This is a genomic window from Martinezella lusitana (assembly GCF_014207095.1).
GTDB classification, from domain to species: Bacteria; Pseudomonadota; Alphaproteobacteria; order Rhizobiales; family Rhizobiaceae; genus Rhizobium; species Rhizobium lusitanum_B.
The window spans coordinates 214,048-226,117 of record NZ_JACHBG010000008.1 but is presented as its reverse complement, the minus strand read 5'-3'; the positions used below and the strand labels follow the sequence as shown (position 1 = coordinate 226,117).

The following is a 12,070-nucleotide window of genomic DNA, read 5'->3' as shown; positions in this document are numbered from 1 at the left end:
TCTGGGCATACTCGCCAACACCATCAAGCCAGAAGAGTGCGCCAACTACTTCTCAAACGCAGGCTACGCTTCCGTCAAAACATGAAACGCTCTAGGCCTGAATTTCTCATGCAAAGCCACCGTGGGGCGGTCTAACCAATTGCAGAGAGACGGGAAGAGACTGGAGCGGGTGAAGGGAATCGAACCCTCGTATTCAGCTTGGGAAGCTGCTGCTCTACCATTGAGCTACACCCGCCTGCCCCCCTGAGATGTCCAACAGTTGGCGGTCAGTGTCAAGATCGGTCAACCGACTTCTCTCGTCTTCAATTGATCAAATACCGTCGACAGGCGTCAGAAAGGTGCCTGGCTATTAATGCCCGTTTCCTAGCAATGGCGCGGCAGAATAAGAAACATCGCGGGAAGCATCATTGTTCCGAACAAGGCGCCGTTCGAAATATATGGCAGAAGACGTTTGCGCTTCGGCTTTTTGCGACTTCTCGGTTTCGGAAGAGGGCCGAAAGGGCCTTCACCATTTGATTGAAAATAAAAGAAACCAATTGCCATATGTATCAGCACGGCGACAACGGCGATCGATAGTATGACGACAGTGCGCGCCCATGCACTCGCGGCGCACTCCACCTGTCGATCGTCGATATTGAGACCCGTAGCAATCCTGACAACCCCAATGACCGGCAAATACGCGAACAAATAAACGAGCATCATATATGCCGCTCCGAGCTTGCCGGTTGGATCATTCGGTAATTTCATATGCGCACATCCAAATAGACAGCGGAGTCTCACTTTTATCGCTGTAAATTTATTCCATGAGATGCGAGGGCGCTCCGCTTCTGCCACAAGATGAGTTCATTACATTCTTTGAGCAAGATTATAGTAAAAAGGGACGCCTGATATTCATCGGACATCCCAATACGCAGCGTTTACTGTTTTCCGGAAGGGTCACTACAACCGGAAGTGCTTCGAGAGCTTCAGGCCCTGCGCCTGATAGTTCGAGCCGAGGCCGGAGCCGTAGAGGCTGCTCGGCTGTTCCAGCATGTGTTCATAGATAAGGCGACCGACGATCTGCCCATCTTCGAGAATGAAGGGCACTTCATGGCTGCGCACCTCGAGCACGGCGCGGCTGCCGCGACCGCCGGCCGGCGCATGGCCGAAGCCCGGGTCGAAGAAGCCGGCATAGTGGACGCGGAATTCGCCGACCAGCGGATCGAACGGCGTCATTTCGGCGGCATAATGCGGCGGCACATGCACCGCTTCGCGCGAAACAAGGATGTAAAATTCGTCGGGGTCAAGGATGATTTCGGTGCGGCCGCGGCTATAAAGCGGCTCCCAGAAATCGAAGATGTCGTGTTGGGCTTTTTTGTCGACATCGACGACAGCCGTGTGATGCTTGCCGCGATAGCCGATCAGTCCTTCCTTGTCGCCGGCGAGATCGATCGACAGCGCGATGCCGCCGCCGGTGATGTTAGGCTTCTTGCTGGCGACCAGCGTCTCGGTTTCGTGCAGCGCCAAGAGTTCCGGCTCGGTGAGCAGGGCCTGCCCGACGCGGAAGCGGATCTGCGAGAGGCGCGAGCCGCGGCGCACGACGATGGGGAAGGTGCGCGGGCTGATTTCAAGATAGAGCGGGCCGGAATAGCCGGCTGGGATCTTGTCGAACTCCTGCGCCCGGTCGGTGATGACGCGGGTGAAGATGTCGAGGCGACCCGTCGAACTCTTCGGGTTGGCCGAGGCCGACATGTCTTCCGGCAGGTCCAGCCGCTCCATCAGCGGTACGATATAGACGCAGCCGGTTTCCAGCACCGCGCCTTCCGAGAGGTCGATGACATGCAGCTTCAGCCGATCGAGCTTGTCGGCAACGAGATGTGAAGGCCCTGGCATGAAGCTGGCGCGGACGCGGAAGGCGTGCGAACTGAGCCGCAGGTCAAGACTTGCAGGCTGGATCTGATCGACGTCCAGTTCTCTCTCGCTCGTTAGCCGCCCTGTTTCAAAGAGCGCTGCTATGGCGCGGTCCGCCAGAATTCCAGTATTGCGAGCCATCATGCCCTTTCTTCAGCCCACGATCCCTCCGGTCGAAAGCGACCCGCAGGCTTGTGCGCCGATTGAAAATGTTGCTGCGACCCTTGACCCATCCTAACGGACACAGAGGCAGTAATTTGTCGCCGACAAAACCAAACTCAGGGAATTGACGCAAGCCGTCAACGGCAGTATTGCAACTTATCCCGTGGTGATTTGGCCGGTCGGCTTGCAGCCACGTTAAACAAATGGCTAAAAAGACCGGGGTTGAACCGGTCTGCTTTTGCGACCGGTTTTTTTGTTTGAAAGTGGTGATGGCATGAGCAAGACTTGGCGCCCCGCAACCCAGCTCGTACACAACGGAACGCTTCGTTCGCAATTCGGCGAGACCTCCGAAGCGATCTATCTGACCCAGGGCTTCGTCTACGATACCTCTGAAGCGGCGGAAGCCCGCTTCAAGGGCGAGACCGAAGGTTTCATCTACGCCCGTTACGGCAGCCCGACCAATGACATGTTTGAAAAGCGCATGTGTGCGCTGGAAGGCGCTGAAGACGCACGCGCCACCGCTTCGGGCATGGCCGCCGTCTCCGCCGCTATCCTCTGCCAGCTGCAGGCCGGCGACCACATCGTCGCGGCCCGCGCGCTCTTCGGCTCCTGCCGCTGGGTCGTAGAGACACTGGCTCCGAAATACGGCATCGAATGCACCCTCGTCGACGGACGCTTTACCGAGAACTGGGAAAAGGCCATCCGCCCGAACACCAAGCTGTTCTTCCTGGAAAGCCCGACCAATCCGACACTCGAAGTGGTCGATATCGCAGCCGTTGCCAAGCTCGCCAACCAGATCGGCGCCAAGGTCGTCGTCGACAACGTCTTCGCGACGCCGCTCTTCCAGAAGCCGCTGGAGCTCGGCGCCCATATCGTCGTCTATTCCGCCACCAAGCACATTGACGGTCAGGGCCGTTCGCTCGGCGGCATTATCCTCTCCGACAAGCAGTGGATCGACGAGAAGCTGCAGGATTATTTCCGCCATACCGGACCGGCCATGTCCCCCTTCACTGCATGGACGCTGCTGAAGGGCATCGAGACCTTGCCGCTTCGCGTTGCCCAGCAGACGAAGAACGCCGCCAAGGTGGCCGATTTCCTCGCCGAGCAGACCAACAAGGTCGCCCGCGTGATCTATCCGGGCCGCAAGGACCACCCGCAAGCCGATATCATCGCCAAGCAGATGAGCGGCGGCTCGACCCTGATCGCCTTCGAACTCAAGGGCGGCAAGGAAGCGGCCTTCAAGCTGCAGAACGCCCTGGAGATCGTCAAGATTTCCAACAATCTCGGCGACAGCAAGAGCCTGATCACCCATCCGGCTACCACGACGCACAAGAACCTCACCGACGAGGCACGTGCAGAGCTCGGCATTTCGCCGGGCACCGTGCGCTTCTCCGCGGGCATCGAGGACAGCGACGATCTGGTCGAAGATTTTGCCCGTGCGCTGGAGCAGGTCTCCGCCTGATATCAATCGAGCCGCCCGGGTGCTTTTCCGGGCGGCTCGATCTACCCCTCCGGGGCCATGCTTCAGGGACTACCTGCCTTTCAGCTCGCCGCCCTGATTTGAACCTGACCGTCGTGCAGGAAGAACATCTTGTCGAACAGCTTCAGATCCAGAGGGTTCGGCAGCCGAACGTCCTCCGGATCAGGGACGGGCTTCAGCGCAGGATCGTATGAGCGGTCGATCTGCGAAATGAAGACGATGATCGCACCCCTGTCACGCGCAAACGCCTTCAACGTCTGAACCTGAGCCATCAGCTCCGGCTTTTCGCGCTTCTGATCCAGCAGCTGCAGATAGTCGACCACAGCGAGGGTGCCACTGGGCGCCATCGCCAGCTTTGCGATGATGTAATCGGCGCTGATGGCGTCGGAATTGTCGAACGCGAACAACGCGGCAAATTCCGCGTGGTCGGCATCGATCATCCGGAAGCGATTCCGGACGACCGTCTCCGTATCCTCCAGCGTGAAAAACACGCCGCGATTGCCAAGCTTCATGGCCTCCACGGCAAGCCTCAGGCTCATGAGGGTCTTGCCATGACCAGGCCGGGCGCCGACCAGAACCAGATCGCCCGGCTTCAGGCGCGAATACAGCTCGCTGACTGACACGTCGGTGTTGGCTCTGGCCGAGAGCAAGCTCCAGCCTTCAAACCCTTCGCTGGCCGCGATGCGATCCAGCGCGGCATGCAACGGGATATTCTGCTGACGGGACAGCAGCCTCGCCTTACGTTTCAAATGGTAAACAGGGGCAGAAAGCCTCATCTAAACCTCCTATTGCGAGCAATCATCGCAACCCCTCCTTATGCCAGCGCTCAAACAGTCGGTTTGAAGATCGAAAACCCTGCATGAAAAATGCTTTCCCGAATGGAGGGGGGAGGCGCGGGCCGCGCCAGAATCAGATGATAGCCGAAAACCGGTTGCCGGAAAATCTCAAGCAAACGCCTGTCGAAGAAACATTCCATGAAGTCGGGCATTACGCGTATCAAGATTTTGACGACGTACTGACAGCGCAGAGCAGGAACACCGAAGTGTGCCATCAGCCGTTGCAAGCGTATATATCTGTCACGGCACCAGCCGGCGCGAATTGCGGTAGACAAGCCCAAATGATAAGCGGTGCGAGATACTTTTAGTACGCCTTACTAACTTGTTTTATCAGTCATAATAGCTGAAATTAGGAGCGGCTGACCTCGAGGCGCCAGATTTCATCACGCCGTTCCTTGACGGATTGGATCGGTTATAGGATACCGCTAGATATCCTGCACTTTGCGGGAGTGACAGAAAGCGGATAATATGCCGCAGACTTGGAAATGCTGAGGCGGCGATGAGGCTTGAATAAGCGCTCGACGGTTCAGGGCAGTGGCAAGGTAACAGGCATGTATCGCGCCTTAACACGCGACATAGAAGTGGTCGTGGAACCGTTTTATCTGGAGGAGCAATCCGATCCGGATGATGATCGCTATGTCTGGGGATACCGCATCGTCATCTCCAACCACTCGAAAATGGCGGTCAAGCTGGTGACGCGCTACTGGCACATCACCGACATGAACGGCATCGTGGACGAGGTGACAGGCCCCGGCGTCGTCGGCGAACAACCGCATCTGAAGCCCGGCGACACCTATGAATATTCCTCGGGCTGCCCGCTGGACACGCCGTCAGGAATGATGTTCGGCCATTATCAGATGGAGACGGATGACGGGGAGCAATTCCATGTCAAGATCCCCGCCTTCTCGCTCGACACGCCCAACCTGCTGCGGACGCTGAATTAGAGCGCCGCGCTTCCTTTCGGAAGTGCAACGGTCGCTCTATTTGATTTTTACGCATTCTGCGCGGAGATGCTCTGAAGCGGCCTCAGGCCGCTTCTATCTCGGATACTTCGAACCGATAGGTCGTCGAGCAGAACTCGCAGGTCACCGCGATTTCGCCATTCTCTTCGCTCGCCTGGATCTCTTCAGCCGAAAAGCCCTTCAACACGCCCTTCAGCTTGTCACGCGAGCACGAACAGCGGTCGTAGACGGCTTTCGGTTCGTAGACGCGCACGCCGCGCTCGTGGAAGAGGCGATAGAGCAGACGCTCGGTGCCGACTTGCGGATCCGTGAGCTCATCGGCATCGATGGTCTCGACCAGACTGCGCGCTTCCGACCAGGCATCGTCCTCGGAATGGTGGCGCGCACCGGTATCGCCATCGCCGCCATGCAGGTCCGGCTGCCGCATGCGCTCGGGCGCTTCCGGCAAGAACTGGGCGATCAGGCCCCCTGCCCGCCAGCGATGACGTGGCTTGCCGTTCTCGTCACGATCGAAAAGCTCGGCCGCGCCGAGACGAACGCGCGTCGGGATCTGTTCCGACTGGCGGAAATAGGTGCCGGCGATCTCCTCGAGCGACGCGCCGTCGAGAGCGACGATGCCCTGATAGGGCTGGCTGAACCGGCCCTGGTCGATCGTGAAAGCGAGAACGCCCTTGCCAAGCAGCTGCTCGGGTTCCGTCCGGCCTTCCGCTACAGCCTTTGCCAGCGCTTCCTCGTTGAAGCGGGCATAGGCACGGACATTTTCCGGCGTCGAGAAATCGGCAACCAAGAGGTCGACGGGACCGTCACCCTTGGTCTGCACGGTGAACTTGCCTTCGAACTTCAGCGACGTGCCGAGCAGAACCGTCAGAACGATGGCCTCGGCCAGAAGGCGGGCCACCGGGGTCGGATAATCGTGCCGGGCAAGGATCGCATCCAGCAACGGACCAAGCTGCACGGCACGGCCGCGCACATCGAGGCCCTCCACCTGAAAGGGTACGACGTGATCGTCACCGGCGAAATCGAATTGGCCCAGCGAGGCTGCATTTTCGGCCATTGCTTTACTCCTACTGCGCCCGCGCTCTCAGGCGCGGCTTCATATCCTCAGATCGCGCCCAGGCACCAAGCAAGAATCGACTTTTGCGCATGAAGGCGGTTTTCCGCCTCATCGAAAACAACGGATTGCGGACCATCGATCACTTCGTCCGTCACCTCCTCCCCGCGATGGGCGGGCAGGCAATGCATGAACAACGCGTCTTTGTCGGCCTGTGCCATCAAAGCCTTGTTGACTTGATAGGGCTGGAAGACGTTGTGACCGCGGGCCCGGTGTTCCTGATTCATGGACACCCAGGTATCGGTTACCACGCAATCGACGCCGGCGACCGCACGGTCTGCATCATGCGAGAGCAGGATTTCGGCGCCCTCGTTGCGGGCCCAGTTCAGATAGTGATCCTTTGGCTCGGAACCAAGGGGTACCGCCATGTTCATGCGATAGCCAAAGCGTGCGGCACCTTCGATCAACGAATGCAGCACGTTATTGCCGTCGCCGGTCCAGGCGACAGTCTTGCCCTTGATCGGGCCGCGATGCTCCTCGAAGGTCATGATGTCGGCCATGATCTGGCAGGGGTGCGTGTCGTCCGTCAGCGCATTGATAACCGGAACGGTGGCATGTTCCGCCAGTTCGAGCATGCGCGCATGATCCGTGGTGCGGATCATGATCGCGTCGACGTAGCGCGACAGGACCTTAGCGGTATCGCCGATCGTCTCGGCGCGGCCAAGCTGCATTTCGGTACCGGAAAGGAACAGCGTCTCGCCGCCGAGCTGGCGCATGCCGACATCGAAGGAAACGCGGGTACGGGTGGACGGCTTCTCGAAAATCATCGCCAGCATCTTGCCGGCAAGCGGCTTGTCGGCCGCGCCCGCCTTCAGCGCCTTCTTTCGCACGATCGCATCATCGATGATGTGACGCAGATCGGCAGCCGGAACGGCTGAGAGATCGAGAAAGTGTTTCGGAGAAGCCATGTCCTTACCTGTGCTCCAGAAAAAACAATAACGCCCGCGTGGGGCACGCATAAGCCCTTAAATCGGCACCGATTTATGGAGAGCTTATGCGATTCCTAAATGTTACTGCGTCCTTTGCGCGTCGTCTCGACGCACGGCGCAGTAATCGCCCCGACTGCGGGCGGTAAACTTAAGCCGATTTCCTGGTGCGGGCAGCGCGCGCACGTTCGGCCGCACGCTCGATGCGGGCAAGGCCTTCGCGTGCTTCCTCGGCGGTGACGACGAGCGGCGGCAGCAGGCGGATGACGTTGTCGCCGGCGGGCACACCCAGCAGATGCTCGGCTCGGATAGCCTGCAGCAGATCCGCCTGCGGAATGGCCGCCTTGATGCCGAGCATCAAACCTTCGCCGCGTACATCCTCGATGATATCAGGGAAGCGGTCTTTCAGCGAGGCAAGACCCTGGCGGAAGACCAGCGCGACATCGCAAACATGCTGCAGGAAGCCATCGGCAAGCACGATGTCGAGCACCGCATTGCCAACGGCCATGGCAAGCGGATTGCCGCCATAGGTCGAGCCGTGCGTGCCGGCCTTCATGCCGGAGGCGGCTTCAGCCGTCGCAAGGCACGCACCGAGCGGGAAACCGCCGCCGATCCCCTTGGCCACAGCCATGATGTCAGGCTTGATGCCGGCCCATTCGTAAGCGAAGAGCTTGCCCGTGCGGCCAACGCCGCACTGGACTTCATCCAGGATCAACAGCAAGCCATGCTCATCGCAGATCTGGCGCAGGCCGCGCATGAACTCATTGGTGGCTGGGCGAATACCACCCTCGCCCTGCACCGGCTCGATCAGGATCGCCGCCGTCGCATCGGTAACTGCTGCGCGGACGGCGTCGAGATCACCGAACGGCACCTGATCGAAGCCCGGAGCCTTTGGGCCGAAACCCTCGATGTACTTTTCCTGGCCACCGGCTGCGATCGTCGCGATGGTGCGGCCGTGGAAGGCGCCCTCGAAAGTGATCACATGAAACTTCTCGGGATGCCCCTTGGCGAAGTGATAGCGCCGCGCCGTCTTGATGGCGCATTCCAGCGCTTCTGCACCGGAATTCGTGAAGAACACCTTGTCGGCGAAGGTGACATCCGTCAGCCGCTTCGACAGCTTTTCCTGACCGGGCACTTCATAGAGGTTCGACAGGTGCCACACCTTGTCTACCTGCGCCTTCAGTTCGGCCACAAGATGGGGATGGGCATGGCCAAGCGAATTGACCGCCACACCAGCTGCGAAATCGAGGTAGCGTTCGCCACTTTCCGTCACCAGCCAGACGCCCTCGCCTCGCTCGAACCGCAGCGGAGCACGCAGGTATGTGTCATAAAGCGGCGCGGTCTCGGCCATGGCCATATCTCCTCGATCACAACTTTAAGGACCAATCGCTTCCGCTTGATGAAACGGGTCCGAAAAAATCAAAAATGCCGCCTTGCGGCGGCCTGGGCACTATTGATGTTTTGCACCGCGATGTCAACAAAACTGGCGATTTAGCAAGTGCGAGAAAGCGTCTGCGCGCAAATGGATCGCGTTCGGCACGGCATATTGCAGAAATGCCACGCCGGGGCAGCAAGTTGGGGAAAACCCCGAAATCGATTCCTCAAGATTCTCGCGACTCTTGTCACGGAGTCAGCCTCACACTAGGTTAAAAAGCAATTGCTAGACTGCATGCGGCGGAACTAGTCACCACAATTTTAAAGCGTTTCGTGCCTCGATCCCATGCGAGGCAATGGTGAAGGATTCTGCCACCGGAAACGCGACAGCGGAGACAGGGCATGAATTGGACAGACGAACGCGTCGAGAAGCTGAAAAAGCTATGGTCCGAAGGGTTGAGCGCCAGCCAGATCGCGGCGCAACTGGGTGGCGTGAGCCGTAATGCCGTCATCGGCAAGGTGCATCGCCTGAACCTTCCCGGCCGAGCGAAGGCGGGTGGCACGGCAACGGCTGCTCGCACGCCGAAGCGCACTGCCTCGGCGCCAAGGGCTCCGGCTTACACCTCGCGCGTCGCGACCCGTACGGTTGCCCGCCAGCAGGGTGCAACCATGCTGAAGGAAGAGATCGAGGTCGATGCGGTCAACGAGATCACCTACCGTCCCGCGGCCAACGTCGTCGTTCCGATTTCGCGCCGCCTCGGCCTGACGGAACTGACGGAACGCACCTGCAAGTGGCCCGTCGGTGATCCGTTGAAGGACGATTTCCACTTCTGCGGCAATGACAGCCCGGATTCCTCGCCGTACTGCACCTATCATCAGCGCATGGCCTACCAGCCGGTGCATGATCGCCGTCGCAACAACGGCTAAGCAGCGAATTCAAGAATTCAGACAACGAAACGGGCCCCTCGAGGCCCGTTTTCTGTTTCCGCCGCTATGTTGATGCCTGAGGGGCTGACCGCTCAGGCCTCCATGGAATAGCCCGCGCCGCGAACGGTACGGATGACATCCTGCATATTGGAGAAGTTTAGCGCCTTGCGCAGGCGGCCGACATGAACGTCGACGGTGCGTTCGTCGACATAGATATCGTGCCCCCAGACGCCGTCCAGCAGCTGCGAGCGGGAGAAGACGCGGCCCGGCGAGGACATCAGGAATTCCAGCAGGCGGAATTCCGTCGGACCCAGCCGCACTTCGCGGCTCTTGCGATGAACGCGATGGGTTTCGCGGTCCAGCTCGATATCGCCGCAACGCAGCACCGTAGAGAGAACCTCCGGACGGGCACGCCGTAGCATCGCCTTGACGCGCGCCATCAACTCCGGCGTCGAGAACGGCTTGACGACGTAATCGTCCGCGCCGGTGGAAAGGCCGCGCACGCGCTCGCTTTCCTCGCCGCGGGCCGTCAACATGATGATCGGCAGGCGCTCCGTCTCCGGCCGCATACGCAGCCGGCGGCAAAGCTCGATGCCAGACACGCCGGGGAGCATCCAGTCGAGGATCAGAAGATCGGGGATGCGCTCCTGGAGACGCAACTCGGCTTCATCGCCTCTGAGGATCGTGTCGACCTCGAAGCCTTCGGCCTCAAGATTATAGCGCAGCAGAACGCTCAGCGCTTCCTCGTCTTCTACAACAGCAACTCTCGGAACCATGCGCCTTTGGTCTCCTTTCTTCGCTTCCAGATTATTCCGTCACCGCGCCAACGGTGTTTGCAGTGTCGTCCTTCGGACGTTCGCCTTCCGGCTGTGCGCCTGTCGCCATGTAATAGATCGTCTCGGCGATATTGGTGGCATGGTCGCCGATGCGCTCGATGTTCTTGGCGCAGAAGAGAAGATGCGTGCAGGTGGTGATGTTGCGCGGATCTTCCATCATGTAGGTCAGCATCTCGCGGAAGAGCGAGGTGTACATCGCGTCGATTTCCTCGTCGCGTTCGCGGATCGAGACAGCCTTGTCCGGCGACCGCGTGGCGTAGACGTCAAGGACTTCCTTGAGCTGGCCGAGCGCCAGTTCGGAAAGATGTTCGATGCCGCGGGCAAGCTTCCGCGGAACGCCGGTGCCCTGCACGGCGATGACGCGCTTTGCCGTGTTCTTGCCAAGGTCGCCGACGCGCTCCAGATCGGAAGCGATGCGGATCGAGCCCATGATTTCGCGCAGATCGGCCGCCATCGGCTGACGACGTGCGATGGTGACGATCGCCTTGTCACCGACTTCGCGCTCGGCATGGTCGAGAACGACGTCGTCGGAGATGACCTTCTGTGCGAGAGCGGCGTCGCTGTGGACCAGTGCGCGAACGCTGTCGCTGACCATCTGTTCGGCCAGACCGCCCATTTCGGCAATACGGCGCGTCAGGAACTTCAGGTCTTCGTCATAGGCAGAGAGAATGTGAGTGGAGACCATTTTTCTTTCCTCAAGGTGAACTGTGTGAAGGGAGCCGCGCGCCTGACATCATCAACCAAAACGGCCCATGATGTAATCCTGCGTGCGGAAATCGTCGGGATTGGTGAACATCTTATCGGTGTCGTTCTCCTCGACCAGATGGCCGAGATGGAACATTGCGGTGCGCTGTGAAACGCGGGCAGCCTGCTGCATGGAATGCGTCACGATGACAATCGTAAAATTCTCCCGCAGCTCGTGAATGAGATCCTCGACTTTTGCCGTCGCAATCGGATCGAGCGCCGAACAGGGCTCGTCCATCAGGATCACCTCCGGGCTGACGGCAACAGCGCGCGCGATGCACAGGCGCTGCTGCTGCCCGCCCGACAGGCTCGTGCCTGCGTCGTGGAGCCGATCCTTCACTTCGCCCCAGAGACCAGCCTTCTGCAGGCTGGTTTCGACGATGTGCTCGAGATCGGCCTTCGAACGATGCAGGCCGTGTATGCGCGGGCCGTAGGCGACGTTCTCGTAGATCGATTTCGGAAACGGATTGGGCTTCTGGAAGACCATGCCGACGCGCGCGCGCAGCTCCACCACATCGATACTGTTGTCGTAGACATCCTGATCGTCGAGCGTGATCTTGCCGGTGATACGGCAAGTCTCGATCGTGTCGTTCATGCGGTTGAGGCAACGCAGGAAGGTGGACTTGCCGCAGCCGGACGGGCCGATCAACGCCGTGACCGTATTGGCGCGGATATTCAGATTGACGTCGAAAAGCGCGCGCTTTTCGCCGTAGTAGACTGAAACGTCCTGGCCGATCATCTTGTAGGGGATCGTCATCATCTTCTTGGCCAATGCTCGTTCGCTTCCGGCTTCCGTCATCATGTTCATTTCGTGCTCCTCCC

12 protein-coding genes, 1 tRNA gene and 1 riboswitch are annotated in these 12,070 nt (G+C 59.5%); of the genes, 3 read left to right on the top strand and 10 right to left on the bottom strand.

Going from position 1 to position 12,070, the window contains the following annotated elements; translation table 11 throughout:
• Window positions 1-161 precede the first annotated feature (161 nt).
• The 3 genes from GGD46_RS18985 to GGD46_RS18975 all read right to left on the bottom strand — a co-directional run bounded on the left by GGD46_RS18985 (window position 162) and on the right by GGD46_RS18975 (window position 2,034).
• Window positions 162-235, bottom strand: a tRNA-Gly gene (locus GGD46_RS18985).
• Between the two features lie 128 nt (window positions 236-363).
• Window positions 364-747 (bottom strand): hypothetical protein, encoded by a 384-nt coding sequence (locus GGD46_RS18980; protein WP_184706689.1) that lies wholly within the window; start codon window positions 745-747, stop codon window positions 364-366.
• Window positions 748-939: 192 nt separating this feature from the next.
• The gene (locus GGD46_RS18975; protein ID WP_184706687.1) at window positions 940-2,034 is read right to left on the bottom strand and encodes a 2'-deoxycytidine 5'-triphosphate deaminase; all 1,095 of its coding nucleotides are present in this window, start codon (window positions 2,032-2,034) and stop codon (window positions 940-942) included.
• Between the two features lie 171 nt (window positions 2,035-2,205).
• A riboswitch (SAM riboswitch) is annotated at window positions 2,206-2,284 on the top strand.
• Window positions 2,285-2,326: 42 nt separating this feature from the next.
• Here GGD46_RS18975 and GGD46_RS18970 point away from each other — a divergent pair.
• Window positions 2,327-3,514, top strand: coding sequence for an O-succinylhomoserine sulfhydrylase (locus GGD46_RS18970; RefSeq protein WP_184706685.1), 1,188 nt, complete (start codon window positions 2,327-2,329; stop codon window positions 3,512-3,514).
• Between the two features lie 80 nt (window positions 3,515-3,594).
• On the opposite strand, the gene GGD46_RS18965 is transcribed toward GGD46_RS18970, so the two are convergent.
• Entirely contained in the window at window positions 3,595-4,308 is a 714-nt protein-coding gene (locus GGD46_RS18965) for a DNA helicase (RefSeq protein ID WP_184706683.1), read from the bottom strand.
• Between the two features lie 611 nt (window positions 4,309-4,919).
• Between GGD46_RS18965 and apaG the strand changes: the two genes are divergently transcribed.
• Window positions 4,920-5,312, top strand: coding sequence for a Co2+/Mg2+ efflux protein ApaG (apaG, locus tag GGD46_RS18960; RefSeq protein WP_092843006.1), 393 nt, complete (start codon window positions 4,920-4,922; stop codon window positions 5,310-5,312).
• Window positions 5,313-5,394: 82 nt separating this feature from the next.
• On the opposite strand, the gene GGD46_RS18955 is transcribed toward apaG, so the two are convergent.
• The 3 genes from GGD46_RS18955 to GGD46_RS18945 form a co-directional block, all read right to left on the bottom strand.
• Complete coding sequence (locus tag GGD46_RS18955; RefSeq protein WP_184706681.1) at window positions 5,395-6,384, bottom strand: Hsp33 family molecular chaperone; 990 nt, start codon at window positions 6,382-6,384, stop codon at window positions 5,395-5,397.
• A 47-nt stretch (window positions 6,385-6,431) separates the two neighbouring features.
• Entirely contained in the window at window positions 6,432-7,349 is a 918-nt protein-coding gene (gene argF / locus GGD46_RS18950) for an ornithine carbamoyltransferase (RefSeq protein ID WP_184706679.1), read from the bottom strand.
• Window positions 7,350-7,518: 169 nt separating this feature from the next.
• Window positions 7,519-8,718: an aspartate aminotransferase family protein gene (locus tag GGD46_RS18945; RefSeq protein ID WP_184706677.1), complete on the bottom strand. Its 1,200-nt coding sequence runs from the start codon at window positions 8,716-8,718 to the stop codon at window positions 7,519-7,521.
• 425 nt (window positions 8,719-9,143) lie between these two features.
• On the opposite strand from GGD46_RS18945, the gene GGD46_RS18940 reads away from it, so the two are divergent.
• Window positions 9,144-9,668 (top strand): GcrA family cell cycle regulator, encoded by a 525-nt coding sequence (locus GGD46_RS18940; protein ID WP_184706675.1) that lies wholly within the window; start codon window positions 9,144-9,146, stop codon window positions 9,666-9,668.
• A gap of 92 nt (window positions 9,669-9,760) precedes the next feature.
• Here GGD46_RS18940 and phoB read toward each other — a convergent pair whose 3' ends face one another.
• From phoB to pstB, 3 genes are read right to left on the bottom strand one after another with little or no spacing between them, the layout of a single operon-like run.
• Window positions 9,761-10,444 carry a phosphate regulon transcriptional regulator PhoB gene (gene phoB, locus GGD46_RS18935; RefSeq protein ID WP_004128368.1) on the bottom strand — a complete coding sequence of 228 codons (684 nt, stop codon included), beginning with the start codon at window positions 10,442-10,444 and terminating at the stop codon, window positions 9,761-9,763.
• Between the two features lie 31 nt (window positions 10,445-10,475).
• Window positions 10,476-11,189: a phosphate signaling complex protein PhoU gene (phoU, locus tag GGD46_RS18930; RefSeq protein WP_184706673.1), complete on the bottom strand. Its 714-nt coding sequence runs from the start codon at window positions 11,187-11,189 to the stop codon at window positions 10,476-10,478.
• A gap of 51 nt (window positions 11,190-11,240) precedes the next feature.
• Window positions 11,241-12,056 carry a phosphate ABC transporter ATP-binding protein PstB gene (pstB, locus tag GGD46_RS18925; RefSeq protein WP_184706671.1) on the bottom strand — a complete coding sequence of 272 codons (816 nt, stop codon included), beginning with the start codon at window positions 12,054-12,056 and terminating at the stop codon, window positions 11,241-11,243.
• Between the last annotated feature and the right edge of the window lie 14 nt (window positions 12,057-12,070).